Origin of the sequence: Paenibacillus sp. MCAF9 (genome assembly GCF_052114265.1) — a bacterium.
Taxonomy (GTDB): Bacteria; Bacillota; Bacilli; order Paenibacillales; family Paenibacillaceae; genus Pristimantibacillus.
In genome coordinates, this window is record NZ_JBFREL010000026.1 from 32,806 (window position 1) to 50,820 (window position 18,015).

General features: G+C 44.5%; 16 protein-coding genes. 12 read left to right on the forward strand and 4 right to left on the reverse strand.

Going from position 1 to position 18,015, the window contains the following annotated elements; genetic code table 11:
• Window positions 1-8 precede the first annotated feature (8 nt).
• The 7 genes from AB4Z45_RS25840 (at window position 9) to AB4Z45_RS25870 (ending at window position 6,668) form a co-directional block, all read left to right on the forward strand.
• Entirely contained in the window at window positions 9-134 is a 126-nt protein-coding gene (locus AB4Z45_RS25840; protein ID WP_441912453.1) for a hypothetical protein, read from the forward strand.
• 53 nt (window positions 135-187) lie between these two features.
• The gene (locus tag AB4Z45_RS25845) at window positions 188-1,216 is read left to right on the forward strand and encodes an S-layer homology domain-containing protein (RefSeq protein ID WP_441912454.1); all 1,029 of its coding nucleotides are present in this window, start codon (window positions 188-190) and stop codon (window positions 1,214-1,216) included.
• A gap of 342 nt (window positions 1,217-1,558) precedes the next feature.
• A complete protein-coding gene (locus AB4Z45_RS25850; RefSeq protein WP_441912455.1) occupies window positions 1,559-2,227 on the forward strand; it encodes a TOPRIM nucleotidyl transferase/hydrolase domain-containing protein in 669 nt (222 codons plus the stop codon).
• Window positions 2,228-2,263: 36 nt separating this feature from the next.
• The gene (locus AB4Z45_RS25855) at window positions 2,264-2,503 is read left to right on the forward strand and encodes a hypothetical protein (RefSeq protein WP_441912456.1); all 240 of its coding nucleotides are present in this window, start codon (window positions 2,264-2,266) and stop codon (window positions 2,501-2,503) included.
• A gap of 281 nt (window positions 2,504-2,784) precedes the next feature.
• The gene (locus tag AB4Z45_RS25860) at window positions 2,785-3,333 is read left to right on the forward strand and encodes a hypothetical protein (protein WP_441912457.1); all 549 of its coding nucleotides are present in this window, start codon (window positions 2,785-2,787) and stop codon (window positions 3,331-3,333) included.
• Window positions 3,334-3,800: 467 nt separating this feature from the next.
• Complete coding sequence (locus AB4Z45_RS25865) at window positions 3,801-5,942, forward strand: ATP-binding protein (RefSeq protein WP_441912458.1); 2,142 nt, start codon at window positions 3,801-3,803, stop codon at window positions 5,940-5,942.
• An 18-nt stretch (window positions 5,943-5,960) separates the two neighbouring features.
• On the forward strand, window positions 5,961-6,668 hold the full coding sequence (locus AB4Z45_RS25870) for a response regulator transcription factor (RefSeq protein ID WP_441912459.1): 708 nt from the start codon (window positions 5,961-5,963) through the stop codon (window positions 6,666-6,668).
• A gap of 282 nt (window positions 6,669-6,950) precedes the next feature.
• Here AB4Z45_RS25870 and AB4Z45_RS25875 read toward each other — a convergent pair whose 3' ends face one another.
• The 4 genes from AB4Z45_RS25875 to AB4Z45_RS25890 form a co-directional block, all read right to left on the reverse strand.
• A complete protein-coding gene (locus AB4Z45_RS25875; RefSeq protein ID WP_441912460.1) occupies window positions 6,951-9,320 on the reverse strand; it encodes a flagellin N-terminal helical domain-containing protein in 2,370 nt (789 codons plus the stop codon).
• Window positions 9,321-9,477: 157 nt separating this feature from the next.
• On the reverse strand, window positions 9,478-9,678 hold the full coding sequence (locus tag AB4Z45_RS25880; RefSeq protein ID WP_441912461.1) for a carbon storage regulator: 201 nt from the start codon (window positions 9,676-9,678) through the stop codon (window positions 9,478-9,480).
• Window positions 9,679-10,156: 478 nt separating this feature from the next.
• On the reverse strand, window positions 10,157-10,318 hold the full coding sequence (locus AB4Z45_RS25885) for a carbon storage regulator (RefSeq protein WP_076269473.1): 162 nt from the start codon (window positions 10,316-10,318) through the stop codon (window positions 10,157-10,159).
• Between the two features lie 706 nt (window positions 10,319-11,024).
• On the reverse strand, window positions 11,025-11,828 hold the full coding sequence (locus tag AB4Z45_RS25890; protein ID WP_441912462.1) for a helix-turn-helix domain-containing protein: 804 nt from the start codon (window positions 11,826-11,828) through the stop codon (window positions 11,025-11,027).
• 226 nt (window positions 11,829-12,054) lie between these two features.
• On the opposite strand from AB4Z45_RS25890, the gene AB4Z45_RS25895 reads away from it, so the two are divergent.
• The 5 genes from AB4Z45_RS25895 (at window position 12,055) to AB4Z45_RS25915 (ending at window position 17,885) form a co-directional block, all read left to right on the forward strand.
• Window positions 12,055-13,512, forward strand: a complete 1,458-nt coding sequence (locus AB4Z45_RS25895; RefSeq protein ID WP_441912463.1) for a sulfatase family protein — start codon at window positions 12,055-12,057, stop codon at window positions 13,510-13,512.
• Window positions 13,513-13,653: 141 nt separating this feature from the next.
• A complete protein-coding gene (locus AB4Z45_RS25900) occupies window positions 13,654-14,637 on the forward strand; it encodes a formylglycine-generating enzyme family protein (protein WP_441912464.1) in 984 nt (327 codons plus the stop codon).
• Between the two features lie 72 nt (window positions 14,638-14,709).
• The gene (locus tag AB4Z45_RS25905) at window positions 14,710-15,033 is read left to right on the forward strand and encodes a hypothetical protein (RefSeq protein WP_441912465.1); all 324 of its coding nucleotides are present in this window, start codon (window positions 14,710-14,712) and stop codon (window positions 15,031-15,033) included.
• A 937-nt stretch (window positions 15,034-15,970) separates the two neighbouring features.
• Window positions 15,971-16,840: a YitT family protein gene (locus tag AB4Z45_RS25910; protein WP_441912466.1), complete on the forward strand. Its 870-nt coding sequence runs from the start codon at window positions 15,971-15,973 to the stop codon at window positions 16,838-16,840.
• A gap of 304 nt (window positions 16,841-17,144) precedes the next feature.
• On the forward strand, window positions 17,145-17,885 hold the full coding sequence (locus AB4Z45_RS25915) for an S-layer homology domain-containing protein (protein WP_441912467.1): 741 nt from the start codon (window positions 17,145-17,147) through the stop codon (window positions 17,883-17,885).
• Window positions 17,886-18,015 lie beyond the last annotated feature (130 nt).

Sequence of the window (18,015 nt, forward strand, 5' to 3'; positions counted from 1 at the left end):
GGCCTTGGTTGAAGGTAACTCTGAGCCGCCATTTCTTTATTTTTGGCTTCATAATTGACAAAAAGATGTACGATACGGCACTTGCAACTAACCCTTTAGTTGACGGATTTGCTGCGGCAGAGCGTGAGGTTTGAATCGCAAATATTAGCTTGATCAAATCTTAAATCTCGAAAGGATGGGGATTCTCTTGAAATATCGAGTCGTAATGATGCTTCTAGCTGCTTGGTTTGCACTTTCCGTACTGCCGGCGTACGCAATGGCCAAGGACGCCTCCTTTAGCTTATCAGTCTCCACTCATGCATCCATTAAGGGAAATCAAGTTGTGGTGACGGTGACGGGATCGGATCTTACCGATGTATATGGCTTCGAAATCAATTTGAAGTACGATAAAAACAAACTATTGTACAAAAAAAGCGCAAGCTTGCTGCAAGGGTTCTCCGTTCCGATTGCTCCTGAGGCTGGCCTTGTCGTGTTCGCGCATACGAAGGTTGGCAAGGTTGACGGCCTATCGGGAAAAGTCGAGCTCGCAGCAATCACGTTCGAAGTAATTGGCAATAATACGGCAAAGACGACAGTAGAATTAACGCGCGTGAAGCTGGTGAAAAGCGATCTTACTGATACTGTTGTCGAGCCGACAACGAAAGTAGACATCACAGTGCAAGCAGCGGGAAATTCCGGAACATTCAAGGATATTGCTGGTCATTGGGCCAAAGAAGGGATAGAACGCGCTGTCAATATGGGACTTGTAAGCGGTTACGGTGATGGAACTTTCCGTCCGGATTTGAAGATTACGCGCGCGGAGTTCGTTGTCATGGCCGCGAGGGCGTTTGATTTCGAAGCTAAAGGCGGTATGTCGCTAAATTTCAGCGATGTAGATAAGATTCCTGTATGGGCAAGGTCATATATCTCGGAAGCGGAGCAAGCTGGACTTATTAAAGGCTACGCGGATGGTAGCTTCCGTCCGAACCAATTGATTAGCAGGTCCGAAATGGCTGTCCTGATTATGAGGCTGTACGACGGCGAGCTTAACCCGAACGCTAAGGTCTCATTTGCCGATAAGCAGCATATTAAACCATGGGCGCTTCCGTCCGTCGCTGCCGCCGCTGATTTGGGAATAATTAAGGGCAAGAACGGTAATCGTTTCGCGCCTACGGATTCTGCTACTCGGGCTGAAGCGACGATTATGCTGCTTCGTCTGATTGATGCAAAGAGGTGATACTTGATATTCAGTAAATGAAACTAAATGGCAGAAATGTCGTTTGATTTTTTTACTGTTTACACTCTCGACACATGTGGAGTGCTTAATATTGATGGTTCGAAGCGATTAATTGAGATGTGACAGTATTGCTCAAATGTTCAACTATGTGAATACCATACAAGTGGAAAGAAATTTCTGTTTGAAATTGTAAAACTATGTAGAAGAAGAGGGATACCAGAATTTCCCTCGAATATATGAATAGGGCTATCGGACTATTTGAACTATTCGAGGGGGATATAAGTATGAAACTACATTCATTCAAAAAAATCATCACAAATATTGAATTGCTTACAATTTGTTTTGGAAAAAGTTCAAAAAAACGAAAAAACTTTGGAAGTTGAATCTATCAGAGTAAATCCTTTTAACATAAGTAAGGCATTTAAATCTTTACATGAAGACGATCAAACCTACGTTAAAATGCTATTTAAAATAGATGATTCAATTGCAAAGGTCTTTTTCGCTAGGAAAATACTAATAATTGAGGGTGACACAGAAGATATTGTGTTCAGAGAGACAATCAATAGAATGAGCGAGGATAGAAGGAAAGATGTGACTTATAATTGGGAAATAGTTAAAGCAAGAGGTAAAGCGACTATTATTTCTCTTGTAAAGTATTTGAAGGCAATGGGCTTTCAACCGTACGTAGTTCATGACCTAGATATTGGAACGGAACATGCTATGAAGTTTAATGAACCAATCCAAGTAGCCGTTGGAAGTGTAATTCACGTGTTTCCACTAGCAAACTGCATTGAAGATGTGCTAGGATATCCTGCTCCTTCAAGTAATAAACCAGTCAAAGCGTATAAACATATCTTAACTACTTGGAATCAAGATTGGGAAAGTGTTACTGAAGATTGGAGAAAAATTGTAGAAAGTATATTTTTCAGCTCGAATGAAGGACAAGAATCCGTGGATGTCGTATTGGAAGAGATATCAAGAATTTGGGAAGCTGCACCTGCAAGCGAGTAGTCTGAAAGTAGGCACGCTTTCTTATTTTATGAGATCATGGAAGAAGATAAGAAACATGGAAAATATGTCGGTCCGCTTCCCTATGGATTGTTACAAAGTGATTCAAGAGCCCAGATCGAAGCCAAGCAGGGCACACCCACGAGGATAGCCGAGGAGTTGGATAACTATTATTTGGATGGCCTCATGTGGACGGCAGCCTTTGAGGGGGAAAGGTTTCAATTTCTGAAGTTGGCTGTTCCAACAAACGGCAAGCGAAAATATGGCCTCTGCCCATGATGCATTGCCGAACCGACACAAAGGTTGAACGTTCTTTCCAAGCTGATTTGCGATTAATGGATATTAGTCGTTATACATACGGCCATTAGGGCAGAAGCCTTTGCTCCCTTTGGGGACATGTTGAGCCTGCGACAGGAACGAAATACTTTTGTTTTTCAATAACGTCATATTCAGAAGCCATCGAGACGGTGGACGGTTATTATCAGAAAAAAGTTTGCTCCACACGCAACGAATTCATCACGTTGTGTGCATTGAGTGAAGCGAAAGGAATGGAATTAAGCATGAAAGAACCATCTGAACAGCTCATTGAGATGCTTGGCCATCCGTACAATCCTAAGAATGTTCAAGCTTTGCTGCAATCATTCGGCGTCAAGCGAATGCCGACTCCGAACAGCTATTTCAGCGATGATATCATTTGGTCGGTGAAATCATCGATACGCATCGATATTTATCGCGCTCCAAAAATAAATGATCTAACTGGACTTCAATATACAACTCAAGATGGATGGATCATTGGCGCCTTACATTTTCTTGCACCCGGGTCGGATGATAGAATTAAAGCTCCGTTTCCCGGAAAGCTTCCCAATGGAATCACGATGAGCTCAATACCGGATGAGTCGATAAAGGCATATGGTCAACCTGAACTGGATGAAGAATGTGACTGGCCTGGATTTTTCGGTCGAATTTTGGCATGGCGCAAGCCGGGCATAAATATCGTAATTGAATATGCGGATAGTGAGATTGATAGAGTGATGAGAAGCTACACGGCCTGTTTAATTGGCTGCATAGGTGCCTGGCGAGACGATAATCCGGAGGTCTATGCTCCCTGATTGCATGTCGACAATTTCTAGTTGGGTAGACGTGGAATCATTAAATTCACATATCGGTAGGGCCGTCCTTACCAAATATCTCGGATACAGATATTTATTAAGCCAAAAGTTTAGAAACCGACACACAAGTCATGTGGAGTGCTGAGTGTCGCTCGTAAGGAAGTAGTAGTTAAGAGCCGCATTTACTTGTATATTGAAGTTCGAATGTATTTGAATCTACCGCTATGATCTGCATCGGTGAGTCTGCTTCGTTACCCGTTATATTCTTCTTGCTTAAAACAGGGGTTTACACGTTAATTAACCGTCCGGGGGTGGACGGTTTTTCTTACGTTCAAAAAAGGACCTCATCGTGATGTTTGTGTTCAACGCCTCATAGATATTTGCAGGGTACATTTTCCTATAATGATGATATGATTTAGATAATCTACTTACTTATTGTGCTCTTGCAGATTGGGGTTTGGTTCATAATGAGGGGAATTCTCCGATTCGGTTCTCGTACTATCTTGTTTTATATAATTGCTGCCCTTGTTTTTGGTTCGGTTGTAAGCTATGTCGTCGTCCCTGCACCGGACTCCCCTAAGTTCCAAAGTGAAAAAGGCATTCTGGATTTAACGCAGGCTCATGTCAGTGAGAACCCGGTAAAGTTAAAAGGGGAGTGGGCGTTCTATTGGCAAGAGCTGCTGTCGCCTGAGGACATACAGAATCGCTTAGCAAGGGACGGAAATCATGATCGCTGGATCAGCATCCCTGGCTCATGGTTAGGCTATCAATTAGATGGTCAGCGGCTGAACGGTACAGGCTTTGCAACCTTTCGGGTGGTCATAAAGCTTAGCGAGCAGGATAGGAATGAGCGGCTTGCTCTGCGGATGCCTACCATCTTTCATGCGTATAAATTATGGGTTAATGGCGAGCTGTTGGCAGAGGTTGGTGTGGTTGGGCAGGACAAGAGCAGCGTGACACCGCATCTGGCAACGAAGCTGGTGTTCTTTCAGCCCGAAAATGACAGGGTAGAGCTGGTTATGCAAGTAGCCAACTTCCATCATAAGCGAGGCGGCATCACCAAGTATATAGAGCTCGGCGGCAGTGATGTGTTAACGGTTAGGACAAATCTGAGAATCGCCGCAGAAATGTTCACCACCGCAGGCCTGCTTGTGATTGGCGTATATCATCTGCTATTGTTCGGACTGCGACGCAAAGACAGGGCTCCATTGTATTTTGGTCTGTTCACCACGTTGTCCGGTATCCGATCCTTGCTGGTCGGCGAGCTCTTACTCACACAATTGTGGCCATCTTTTCCATGGGGATTGCAGTTCAAGATCGAATACCTGATTCTTTGCAGCATTGGTTATATCATGACGATGTACTTTGATAGCATTTTTCCGAATTATGTGTCGCGTTGGTTTCATCTTGTCACGCGGATCGTTACCGGCGCATTCTGTATCGTTGTTGTGGTGACCCCTGCACTTCTATATACCAAAATGTTAATGATGATCGGTGTGATGGTTTTTCTGCATATGGTTTATCTGATGGTTGGTCTAGTCAAAGCGGCTATGCGGCGTATGGAGGGAGCGCTAATCTTCCTGCTCGTGTCGGTGGTTGGTTTAGTTACTGTCGTCAACGATTTTTTATATTACAACGAATGGTCGCTGATCGGAAATACATCTCCGCTTGGTTTGTTGGTGTTTACGATCGCACAGATGATTCTGCTTTCTTCGAGATTTACGAGGGCGGCATCCAACGAGGAGAGGATTGCACGTGAACTGCAGGACGCTAACAACAAGCTGACCGAAATGAATATGAATTTGGAACGAACCGTGCAGGAGCGCACACAGGCCTTATCCACTGCTCATGATGATCTCCGCACGTCGTATGACCGGTTGCTTCACTCCGAGGAAGGGAGGAAGAAGCTCCTTGCCTATATAACGCACGATTTGCGTATGCCGCTGTCCAGTATGCTTGGTTATGTAGAAGCTGTGCAGGACAGGGTCAAGCCGGAACGTAATGAACAGTACTTGAAGTATATCCGGGATAACACGATAAGGGTTAACCGCATGATCGAGGAGTTGTCCTTCTTGTCGCATTTGGAGACGGGACAAGTCTCGTACCGAATGGAGCAGGTTCATGTGGTTGACTTCTTGCGCCGGTTCTATGAACAATATGAGCTAGTTGTGCGTGACGCAGGGTTGGATTTCACGCTGGATTTCAGAGATATGGAAGATCAACGCCCTAACGTGCTTGTTGTCGAAATGGATGCGCAAAGATTAGAGCAGGCATTGTTTAATCTAGTGTCGAACGCGATGAAGTTCACTTCTAGCAGTGGGTCGGTGCGTATTGCATTAGCTGTTGAAGAAGAGGATCATATCCGCCGTGCAATCATTAGCGTGCAAGATTCAGGCATAGGTATTCCCCCAGAGCAGCTCGAGCAAATCTTCGATCGCAATTACAGGTATGATCGACCGGGCCTGGAGAAGGGTATAGAGGGCAGCGGGCTCGGGCTGGCGATTTGCAGGGAAATCGTCCAAGCGCATGGAGGGACGATTCGAGCGGAGAGCGACGGCAAGACGGGGGCAATATTCTATGTATCGCTTCCTTGTATTCTTGTATTGTAGAAGAAAGAAGGTGACAGCATGATGGACATGCACAAAATTATGATCGTCGATGATGATCCCAATATATGCGAGATTGTTCAGGTGTATTGCGAGCGTGAAGGCTTCATATGCTCCTACAGCTACAGCGGGGCAGAAGCCATGAAACTGCTTGCGTCGTTCGAGCCGGATTTAATTGTACTGGATGTATTGTTGGCTAATGAAAACGGCATAGATTGGTGCAGAAACGCACGTATCTTAACGAATGCGCCGATCGTGTTTCTGAGCAGCCGTGAGGAGGACGAGGTCAAAATCAGCGCATTATCCTATGGCGGCGACGATTATGTGACCAAGCCGTTTAGTCCAGGAGTACTCATGGCCAAGATCAAGGCTCACCTTCGCAGAGTGTCGACGGGCAGAAGGGAACAACTGCTAGAGTTACCGGGTTTGACGCTGGATTACTACGCACAGTCCGTCATCACGGGTAGTGAAACTATTTTTTTAACGAAAAAAGAGTTCAGTCTACTGTCCTATTTGGCACAAAACGTTAACCGTGTCGTCACTGTTGATATGTTGTTTCAGCTCATCTGGGGAATGGAGAGTCTGGAGGATACGAGAACCGTCGCTGTACACATCAGTAACTTACGTAAGAAGATCGAGGCTGACCCTGTCAATCCTGAGAGAATCATTACGATTCGGGGGGCCGGATATATGCTGGTTGCCAGAAGTGCGTTGCAAGCGAGAACATAGCGTTAAGGTTGGTAGTGTGACCACGACTGCCGCTAACACACTACAGCTAGAAGGGATAGAACCAAGCTGCCTTAAGTGTAGTGAGCTCAACCGTATCATAAATAGAGCGAAATCCGTGGCAGACGTTCTGGAGAGAAACCCAGACTTCATGCAAAACAACCTCCAAGTCCACCTATGATAAAGTGGAGATGGAGGTTGTTTTTATATGAAAAATTAGTAATAAGTGGAAAGCGAAAAGTTATAAATGGGCCTTTGGGAAAGCCCCTTCGGGATTTTGGGAAATTAACGTAGCAATTGCAGTACGCCTTGCGGCTGTTGGTTGGCTTGAGCCAACATAGATTGTGCTGCTTGAGTAAGAATGTTGTTCTTAGTGAACTCCATCATTTCCTTCGCCATATCCACGTCGCGGATACGCGACTCAGCGGCAGTAAGGTTTTCAGAAGCAGCTCCAAGGTTGTTAATGGTGTGATCCAAACGATTTTGGTATGCACCTAATTTGGAACGTTCGGCGGATACAGCATTAATGGAATTGTCTAGTACTGCAATTGCTCCAGAAGCTTTAGTAGCATCCGAAACATCAAGGGAGTACTCAACATTAACGTTATCAGTGCCATTATTGGTTTGTTTCGTAGTTGTCCAAGCAGCGCCTGTAATCACTTTTCCACTTTTATCTTTAATTACTGCAGATGTATCAGAAGAAGTTAAACCGAGAGCACTTGCACGCATGTCTGCAACATTCATGGACAAGGACTGACCTTGGTTTGCTCCGACTTGCATCGACAAGGATTTGTCCTCAACACCGCCTTCAACTGTAAAAGCGGCTTGACCATTCGTGTTTGCGCCAATATTTACTTTGAGGCCATTTCCAAAATCGATCGTGGAGTTGGCTGCAATATCAGATTTCTTAGTTGTATCACCAGTTGTTGTATTTGTCAGCGTAGCGGTTTTCGTTGTTGCGGCAGTAACGCTAAATCCATGTGTTGTAGGGCCAGTAAGTGTACCGATAGTAAGATCTACGCCATTACCCAGGTTATAAGTGCCGCCATCCTCAAACGTTAACGTTTGCGTGCCAACCACAACGCCGCCATTGGCATCGTGGACTGTTGCAGTATAAGCATTTGCGGTACCAACGGTAAGGTCAAAAGTGTTAGAAGCGCTATACGTTGTACTATCAGCACGTGTATCAATGCTTACTCCGTTTGCGAAGGTAACTGTGCTGCCGGCAGTAAAGGTTACGTCAGGTCCGCCGTCAAATGATGCTGCAAGCTCATTAGTGACAGTAAAGCTATCAGTTCCATTGATAATTGTGTTACCAACGCCGTGGGCAATCGTGAAATCTCCAATTGTTACACTACCTGCAGCAGCACCTGCAGCAATAGATGTAGTACCTACAGTGCTGCCGCCTTGACTTAATGTAACCGTGCTGCTTACATCAAATGTTTGGTGATTTCCGGCTGCGTTAGCTCCAGTTAATGTGGTATTAACGCCAGTAGCGGTTTTAAAGCTTACACCGAAGTCATTAGATGTTCCCAATGCCTTGAATTGATAATTTTGTACGTTGTTATCAAGAATAACTTTGTCTGTTAAAGCTGTAGTGCCGTCGGTATCCATTAATTGAACACTAAAAATACCGTTGCCTTCATCTGCATAAGCAAGTTGATATCCTACTCCATTGCTCAGTGCCGAAGAATTATCTAAACTCAAAGTAAGGGCACCAGCCGCACCTGCGGCAACAGTACCATTGTTTACCGCACCTAAAACGCCTACAGTTTTTATATCAAAGCTTCCAGACACTGGGTTGTTACCTGTAACCGTAATACCATCGGCCGTAAGGCCTGTATTGGCACCGGTGAATGCCCCGGTTGCAACAGAATCTGTTCTTGTAATTGTTACTTCATGTGCACCGTTAGCCAAAGTAGAAGTAGGAGCAATCGAAACGCCTGTTACAGAGCCGACCGGAGTATCAAGCAATGCATTCTTCGTTTGCGTTTGGCCAATACGAATTTCATAATCGCCGCTGTTAAGACTTGAGTTTGCCCCAACGCTAACGTTTTTAATTGCATTATCAGCAGTATGGGTTGCGGATTTCGTTACAGTGTCTGTAACATCTACTGTATAATTTCCTGCCTTCAGAGAACTGTTCTTATCTAAGTCCGGATTCGAAATAGTCGTCGTTCCCGCATTGAAAGGATTAGTGGTTTTATCAATCGTTACAACACCGGATTTTTCCGAAATATCCCCATTTAACAGTTTTTTCGTGTTGAACTCGGTCGTATTACCAATACGGTTAATTTCAGCTGATAATTGGTTGATTTCCTTCTGAATTTCACCGCGGTCATCAGCAGTGTTCGTATCGTTGGCAGCTTGCGTTGCGAGTTCTTTCATACGTTGAAGGATGCTATGTGTTTCGGTCAAAGCTCCTTCCGCCGTCTGAATCAGGGATATCGAATCTTGCGCGTTGCGCTGTGCTTGATCCAATCCGCGGATTTGTGCTCGCATTTTTTCGGAAATCGCAAGACCTGCAGCGTCGTCGCCCGCACGGTTAATACGAAGACCGGAAGACAATTTCTCTAAAGATTTTCCTGCTGCTCCTGTGTTGCCTGCTAATTGCCGATGGGTGTTCTGTGCTGCAATGTTGTGGTTAATTCTCATTTCTCATTACCTCCATGTGGTGTGTTTTAGGTGCCTATCCGTTGGCATCCTTTGAAGCGCATACCCTGTACTCACAAGTCGTTGATGGATTGCGCGCTAATCCAAAACAAGGATTTGTAAGTCAAACTGTTATCTTCCTTGACTTCACCACTCGTCCTTAAGTGGCAGGAGCATCGACCTTTTTTGCCGTTTCTAAGGCTATATTGTTTTCTTCCCATAACTCTCCACGAACAATAGAAATATGCTTTGGTGCTTCAATCGCCAAACGTAAATGGCCTTCATCGCTCTTAATGACCTTTACCATAATGTTGTTGTCGATCAGCACATATTCTCCGGGTCTTCTCCCTAACATGAGCATTAGCTCATCCCCTTATCCCGCTCAGTAAATTGACATAAAAAAATGAGCAAACAAACCACTGTCATTCTTCCTCCTGAAGAATGACGGCGACTCATTTGCTCATCCTAAGTCTCGTAATTATTAAATAAGTATTCATTTGTAAAAAACTACATTTAAACAGCAAAAAGACGAATAAATAGGCATCTGTTTCAAATGTTCTTCCTTGAAACTACATGCGTATTTACTCGTCCATGAGTAATCGAATATGAGATTAATTTATATATCGACAATGTATTTGAAATGTTTAGTCTTTTTGAAAAAAAAATTTGAAAGTTATTATCCTAAATTACGAAAGCCTATGGTTTCAGTTGTTTGTGAAAAATGGGATAGGGCATCTCATAGGCTTTTGCCCATACGAAGCAAGTCCTTGTTTAAATATCTAAGGAAAGCTGCAAGTAAATAGAAGGGTCACTACTGTTGCATAAATCTTTAGAATTATTTAGTCGGAAAATTCCGGAAGTAATTCTCCACGAACGATAGAGATATCTTTTGGCGCTTCAATAGCCAAGCGTAAGTGCCCCTCTTCACTTTTAATTACCTTTATGATAATTTTTTCGTTGATTACTATGTATTGTCCGGGTTTTCTTCCAAGAACCAGCATCAGACTCACTCCTTTACAGTGAAGGACCTTTATATGATTTGAACTTATTTTACGAGAATTATCATTTATTCAATTCAATTGAAGTTTCCAAATTGCCTCCTGCAGCATTAAAATTCTACCATCCCCATAACCCTTAATGAGAGTCTGACTTTGTATTCTCGCTTGCTGTATAGGCAGCAGGGAGGGGGAAGCTCAGTAGCAACGCTAAAAACAAGCTGACCATTCGCCTTTTCATAAAGTTTTTCCTCCATGTATATTATCATGATAGATTAGCCCATTAATGAAACTCAAAGAAAACTTTAAGTTCGTGCTAGATATAAAGCATACCAAAGAAAAAGATTACAAAGATAATTGGCTGTAAGAACGTAGATTCGATACGATATGAAGCGATTGTAACAGATGTCGCGGCAAAGCGGTCGCTTCCCGCATACGGGACATGTGGAGTGTTTAATATTGAAGGTGCTAACAATGGTTGAGATGTAGCTGTATCGCTCGTACACGTTATGACATGCTGGATTGGTACTTGGCTAAATTAGCCTTGGATGTTTTGGTTTCACGCGGAGGGAATTGTGTGTAGTTTATGGAATTGAGGGGATTATCGGGGAGTATCAGGTTTCGCGTCGTCACGGATAGCGACAATGGATAGTTTCCTTCTTTATAACAGGGCCCGCAGATACCTGCGGGCTGTTATGCTATGGTACAGAGCTCAGGTGAACAACTGGGCCACGTCCTGCTGGTTCCCGTAGGTCATGAAGGCTGTAGGTGACATCGAGGTGTGTTTTTTGAATACCCGGAAAAAGTAAGAGGTGTCATAGTAGCCTAAATAGTTTGAGATATTGGAGATGGACATGTCGGAGTTCAACAACAGGTTACATGCTTCTATCACGCGCAATTGATGGATGTATTTGATCGGCGATTGTCCGATAACCTCTCGGAATACGGCAATCGTATAGTTCGGTGAACGCTGAATTAATTGTGCCAGATCCTTGATCTCAATCTGTTCGCGGTAGTGGTCTAGCAAATAGTGTTTTATCATATCGGCATATTTCATTTTGATCGGTATAACCTCGGGCTTCTCTAGTTCTCTTGCGATGACGCCAATCAGCTCTTGCAGGATGCCGTGACAAATGAAGGTTCTAAAGTTCTCCCCCTGCCGCATTTCCTCATATAAACGTTCAAATCTTCTATGCAAGTACTGGAGCCTCCACAGCTTGAAATGTACAAATTTCTTATCGTGAAGAAAAGGAATGAATGGCATAGCATCAACTTCATAGTTGAAGATGATCGTAAATTTTTGGTGTGGGCCGGAAGGGTGATTTTCTCCGGAACGACGCGAGCCATGTGGGATAAACAAAAAGTCTCCCCGTTCACCGGTATATTCTTCGTTTTCGATCCTGTAAGTAACTTTGCCCTCCATGACAAGAACAAGCACATTGTAATTAATAACCTCGGAATGCGTACGCCAATTCGGGATGAAATCGTCAAAATGTACAGCTCTAATTGTCAGCATAAGCATCACCCGTTTTGTGAAAATAGTTGCCTTTATTATAGCATTGATGATTATCACACTGTAAACGAAAACGTGCTGAAATTTTCAATTTAGTGTTGAAATGTACATCTTCCGGAGATTATGTACATCGACAAAGAAAAGGGCTGACTCTTATACTGAAGATAACGCTTAAAGAAAGCAGTTGCAGGGACGAACGACTAATAATCGAAGTAAAGGGGATTGAACGATGCGAGTATTGCTGCTTGATCTTGATTCCACCAGACCTGACCATCTTGGCTGTTACGGATACCATAGGAATACTTCACCTCATATTGACCGGATCGCCGCCGAAGGAGTCCGCTTCGATAATTATTACACGTCCGATGCACCGTGCTTCCCCTCTAGAACGGCGCTTATGACAGGGAGATTCGGCATTCATAACGGGGTTGTCGGTCACGGAGGGACAGCTGCGGATGTGCGCCATGAAGGCGAATCCCGCGATTTCCGCAGCAGGCTGGCCAGTGAAAGCTTCCCTTCGCTGTTCCGCAGCGCGGGGATGAAAACCTCACTTGTCAGCCCGTTCGGAGAAAGGCACACCGCCTGGACGTTCTATGCCGGCTTCAATGAAATTTACAATACGGGCAAGGGCGGCATGGAGTCGGCCGAGGAGGTGACGCCGGTCGTGCTCGAGTGGCTTGAGCGTAATGCCGAGCAGGATGATTGGATGCTTTACGTAAATTATTGGGACCCGCATACGCCATATCGTGCGCCGGAGAAATTCGGGAACCCGTTCAAGGACGATCCGCTCCCGGAGTGGATTACCGATGATATATTTGCAGCGCACCGGGAAAAGGTGGGACCGCATAGCGCGCACGAGATCAACATGTATAACAACCGTGTCTCGCCCCAATATCCCCGTCATCCCGGGGAGCTTGTGGACCGCAATGATCTCCGCCGTATGATCGACGGGTACGATTGCGGTGTGCGCCATATGGACGATAACATCGGTATGATTCTGAACGCGATGGAGAAGAAAGGCATTCTGGACGATACCGTAATTATTATAACGGCTGATCACGGAGAGAATATGGGCGAGCTTGGCATCTATGGCGAGCATGGTACGGCAGACCAAGCGACATGCCGGATCCCAATGATCATCCGCTGGCCGGGCTGCAAAGCCGGTCATGTGGATAAAGGCCTTCACTACCATCTGGATTTGCCGCCGACGATGGCGGAGCTGCTGGGACTTCAGCAGGCGCCGAGCTGGGACGGCCGCAGTTATGCCGACTCGATACTGACGGGTGAAGATACGGGACGCGACAGCCTCATTATTTCGCAATGTGCACATGTGTGCCAGCGCAGCGTAAGGTTCGACGATTGGCTCTACATCCGAACCTACCACGATGGCTATCATTTGTTCGACAAAGAGATGTTGTTTCATATCAAGGATGACATTCATGAGCTGCATAACTTGGCTCCCGCCCGCCCTGACATATGCAGAGAGGCTGCATACCGCCTGCTCGACTGGCATGATCAGATGATGATGTCGATGGAGCACGATGTTGACCCGCTCTGGACCGTCATACGAGAAGGCGGGCCTTATCATGCCAAGGGCAATCTCAGCGAATATGCCGAAAGACTTATCGAGTCGGGCAGAGGACGTTATGTGGAGGAATTGAGAAAGAGACATCCACAAGAGAATTAGCAGTGAAAATGTTGAAAAAATTAATGTTTGAAGAAACGCCAGCAGTCCTTTTAAATCAATTTTCATGAGAGAGTTGTTCACTTTAGTGAAAAAATGATTTGAAGGATTTCTGGTGGCTTTCATGTGGAGGGAGACGAAGGAGTGGAACAAATGAAATCCTGCTGTGCGGCAAGCAGGCTGCAAGCGAACATTGAGCACAGTGTTATAGCGGTCAAAGCACCGTCACTAACTGCCGTTCCGGAGCCGGATCACATCGACTTGGATTGGGCTATCATACCAGGCGGTTCCTTCGAAATGGGAACAATGACTAGCGAAGGGTTTCCAAGCGATGGTGAAGGTCCGGTTCGGAGGGTGGAACTCGAAGCCTTCAAAATCTCGACTTGCCCCGTGACGAACGCGCAGTTTCGGGCATTCGTGGATGCAACCGGATATCGAACTGAAGCAGAAAGCTATGGATGGTCATATGTCTTCCATTTGCTGGTATCAGACGAAACGAACATCAGGGTTAAAAATGTACCTCGGCAAGTCCCCTGGTGGCTTGTCGTTGATGGAGCAAATTGGAACAACCCGGAAGGGCCGGATTCGAGCATTGAGGGTCGTATGGATCATCCGGTCGTTCATGTCTCTTGGAATGATGCCGCGGCGTTCTGCTCCTGGTCTGGGACAAGACTGCCGACGGAAGCGGAGTGGGAATATGCGGCACGAGGCGGTTTACAAGGCAGGACCTATCCTTGGGGGGACCTGCTCAAGCCGGACGGTAGGCATATGTGCAATATATGGCAGGGAAAGTTCCCAATTAAAAATAATGCAAGCGATGGTTATATCGGTACTGCTCCTGCTCAGTCGTTTGATCCGAACGGTTACGGACTGTATAATATGGCAGGAAATGTATGGGAATGGTGTGCGGATTGGTTCAGTCCTGCCTATCACCGTCAAACGTCTTCTGTGAATCCACGATACACACATGATACAGGCAAAAGGTCGATGAGAGGCGGCTCGTATCTGTGCCATCGCTCCTACTGCAACCGCTACAGGGTAGCGGCGAGAAGCGGCAATACACAAGACAGCTCAACGGGCAACATTGGCTTCCGCGTGGCCGCGGACCTAGTCCCTAAAGTAACTTAACGGCTATCGAAACGGAATAAATGGAGTATCTTAATACCCTCACGGTAACGGTGAATATTATGCCATGTGATCATGGAGTTTAAAATCACGATTAACCGGAGGATTTTTTGTCGTCGCTCTTGTGCTGAAGCGTTCGGCGCGCAGGCGAGCCTGCTGCGAATTTTCTCCAATAAATTAAATAATCAACTGGAAAATATCATGCCTGATTACCAGAGGTTGGCGCTGGAGAATGAGAAGGATATCGATCTAATTCAGGGTTGTTTTTTCAACTGTTGGAGCAATGGTCAAGGCATCATAATCGAGATGAAAGAAAGAGCCGCTTGCTACTTATTTGAATATTTTCCGAATCGAAAAAGCGAAGCTACTGCTGCTGTATTCGCATCTGAAGGTGTATGAGGTCGCGGACATGTCGGCTGTACCTACTGCCTTGTTTTGACAATTGTTTGAATGGAGAAATCATGTTATCCGTTAGTCAATTCCCTATGGGGGCAGAAGATGAACGATATGTTCATTTCTGTCCTTTTTTGTTTTAAAAATAATGAGAAAGTGAGGAGTTAGAAAAATGTAATCGACTAAGTTTAGAAACAGATGAACCTAGATGGATGGCGATAGAAGATTTGGGAAGTGTTAAATCTCCTCCACCTGGTGTAAATTGGTCGCCAAGGGTTGCGGAGGCATTAGCCAGAATCCATACCCGTAATATGCATAGAGGTCAAGAGATGCTGTGGCTCCCCCATGCTGATGGTCATTATTTATGGTGTTCCTCTATTTGCCTTCCAATCAGTTTCCTTGGTAATGTCAAATAGCCCACTTATGATTTAATGAATTAGGAGCGGTCGGTTTTGCTTAAAGATGAATAGCTTCCTCCTATGTATTTTTTAATTTTAGCTCTCGCAAGTGGAGTCGTTCATTAATATACAGGAATAACAAATGTTATCCATTATTAAACTCCAATTTATTTCTAGCGCTGATATTAGTGATGAGTTGAACTTATCCACATTTCACTTCAAATACATAACGCTGCAATCCCATTGGCAACGATGAAGTCAAAGGTTCGAACCCAGCGGAATCCATAATAATTAAAGCCTTTAAACACAGCATATCGGGTGTTTAAAGGCTTTTGTATGGTGAGTAGGTTTAGAAATCTAGTTCGAGGTCGCATTTGCACTTTTTTTATTATTCGGTTGCGTTTTGATATGGATTGCATAGGGTGGACGAGCCGCTATAGGAATGTAATAATTGACTTTAGGCAAATAGATATTTAGAATTTTAAAGGGAAAAATGTTTACATTTAGTGAAGTTACAGAAACGAGACTAGGAAATGAGGTTTAAAATGAAGAAAGAAAATAAACAGACAGCAGTATTGGTCGCGGTGCTGCGAGGACTCATCGTTGTCATTGGTGCTTTTATTACGGCCTATGGCCTTGAGGCAGTATTAATTCCGAACAACGTATCGGACGGCGGCGTGACGGGTCTTAGCATCGTAGGATCGAATCTTTTCGGGTTGCCTTTGGGACTTCTCATTGCGATTCTGAATATACCGTTCGTATATTTAGGGTATAAACAGATTGGAAAAAGCTTCGCGATATATTCCGTGATCGGTATTGCTTCACTGGCCGTGGGTACCGTCGTTATGCACCATATTACTCCGATCGTAGAAGGTGATACGCTCCTCGTCACTGTTGTCGGAGGCATCATTATCGGTTTGGGAATGGGTCTTGCTCTTCGGAACGGCGGCGCACTGGATGGCATTGATATGCTGGCGGTATTGCTTTCCCGGAAGCTTCCTTTCGGTACAAGCGATCTTATCTTATTCCTGAACGTATTCGTATTTATCGTCGTCTCGACCGTATTTGGCTTGCAGGGTGCTATACTATCGGGTATAGCTTATTTTATAGCTTCCAAGGTGATACATATCGTCGAAGAAGGCCTCAGCGGAGCTAAAACGTTTAAGATCATTACCAAGCATCCTGAAAGCATGATTGAAACGATTCGCGATCGCTTGGGTCGCGGCGCTACGTATAGTGTGGTGCAAGGCGGCTATTCAAATGAGCATTTTAAAGAAATCACATGCGTCATTAACCGTCTGGAAGAGCGGAAAATGAAAGAAATTATTCGTGAGATTGACGAGAATGCTTTCATCATGGTGTATGAGGTTGCAGAAGTAAAAGGTGGCAGCTTTAAGAAAAAGGACATCCACTAAAATATTTTAATTTCTAATCCCCTTTTGAAGTGACTCCAAAAAGTTGGACAGGTTATTTTATTAGGCGAAATGAAAAGGAATGAGTTCGGTACTGTACCGGGCTCATTCCTTTTTATTTTGCCTTCACTAGCTCATCTCGAGTGCGGCGATAGCCTTAGCACTCTTTTTTAATCTATCGTCCATAAAAAAATTTTTAGTGTGAAAAATAATAGGCCCTTCGATTGTATTTCTAATGTAAGGGCGAGATCAGAAACAACGAATAGAATAATTGAATTTTAACTAAAAACTCTACGAGGTGAAAGAAATGAAAACAAAATTCAAAATGATTACGATGTCCACGATTACCGCATTATCATTAACCTTTGTAGGTCACAGCTATGCAGCTGCTAACCCTTTCTCGGATATAACGAATATCGCGGTAAAGGATAAAATTGTTGCCTTACAAGAACAAGGCTTAGTCCATGGTATTTCAGACGACTTATTTGCCCCGAATGAAACCATCACAGCGGCACAGGGTATTCAGCTTATTGTTAATGCTGCGAATCTGAATCTAGATCTAGTAAGATTCCTTGTAGAACCTAAAGCTACGGATTATTTCAAAAACGCAAACAACAATGCCTGGTATGCGAATGCCTTAATTACGGCTAGCGTTAATGGAGTCGTACTGCCAGCCGATCTGAATCTTAACAAGAAATGGACGCGTGAAGAGTTCACTCACCAGCTTATTAGCACGATTGAAACGCATAGCAATCTACCAAAGATTAAGCTTGTTCCTGCCCAGATTAACGATAGCACGGATATAACCGTTGATTATGATGGATCCATCCAGCGCGCGCTTGCTTATAACGTAGTGAAATTAGATGAACAAGGGAACTTCCATCCTAAAGCTGAAATCTCTCGCGCTGAGGCAGCGGAACAAATCTACAATGTACTCGAATACATTAAGGCACATCCCGCTCCATCGCCACAACCAGATCTAGAATCAGAAACAAACTCAAAAAGATCACCATCGTCAACAAGTCTACAAATACCAGGAACAAAATAAGATCTACAAAATCGGTTTTCTCAAAAATAAGCGATCTCCCTGATCATGGGGGATCGCTTATTTTTGACTTTAATGAGTATTAACTTTTTTATAAAAGTGAGTGTTCCTCTTTGGAGCCAGCTTCATGGAA

What these genes read in the sequence shown, in the direction of transcription:
- AB4Z45_RS25865 (WP_441912458.1), top strand. Translation starts at nt 3,801, where the DNA reads ATGAGGGGAATTCTCCGATTCGGTTCTCGTACTATCTTGTTTTATATA.
- AB4Z45_RS25880 (WP_441912461.1), bottom strand. Translation starts at nt 9,678, where the DNA reads ATGCTCATGTTAGGGAGAAGACCCGGAGAATATGTGCTGATCGACAAC.
- AB4Z45_RS25870 (WP_441912459.1), top strand. Translation starts at nt 5,961, where the DNA reads ATGATGGACATGCACAAAATTATGATCGTCGATGATGATCCCAATATA.
- AB4Z45_RS25890 (WP_441912462.1), bottom strand. Translation starts at nt 11,828, where the DNA reads ATGCTGACAATTAGAGCTGTACATTTTGACGATTTCATCCCGAATTGG.
- AB4Z45_RS25905 (WP_441912465.1), top strand. Translation starts at nt 14,710, where the DNA reads ATGGAGTTTAAAATCACGATTAACCGGAGGATTTTTTGTCGTCGCTCT.
- AB4Z45_RS25885 (WP_076269473.1), bottom strand. Translation starts at nt 10,318, where the DNA reads ATGCTGGTTCTTGGAAGAAAACCCGGACAATACATAGTAATCAACGAA.
- AB4Z45_RS25875 (WP_441912460.1), bottom strand. Translation starts at nt 9,320, where the DNA reads ATGAGAATTAACCACAACATTGCAGCACAGAACACCCATCGGCAATTA.
- AB4Z45_RS25910 (WP_441912466.1), top strand. Translation starts at nt 15,971, where the DNA reads ATGAAGAAAGAAAATAAACAGACAGCAGTATTGGTCGCGGTGCTGCGA.
- AB4Z45_RS25855 (WP_441912456.1), top strand. Translation starts at nt 2,264, where the DNA reads ATGGAAGAAGATAAGAAACATGGAAAATATGTCGGTCCGCTTCCCTAT.
- AB4Z45_RS25915 (WP_441912467.1), top strand. Translation starts at nt 17,145, where the DNA reads ATGAAAACAAAATTCAAAATGATTACGATGTCCACGATTACCGCATTA.
- AB4Z45_RS25860 (WP_441912457.1), top strand. Translation starts at nt 2,785, where the DNA reads ATGAAAGAACCATCTGAACAGCTCATTGAGATGCTTGGCCATCCGTAC.
- AB4Z45_RS25895 (WP_441912463.1), top strand. Translation starts at nt 12,055, where the DNA reads ATGCGAGTATTGCTGCTTGATCTTGATTCCACCAGACCTGACCATCTT.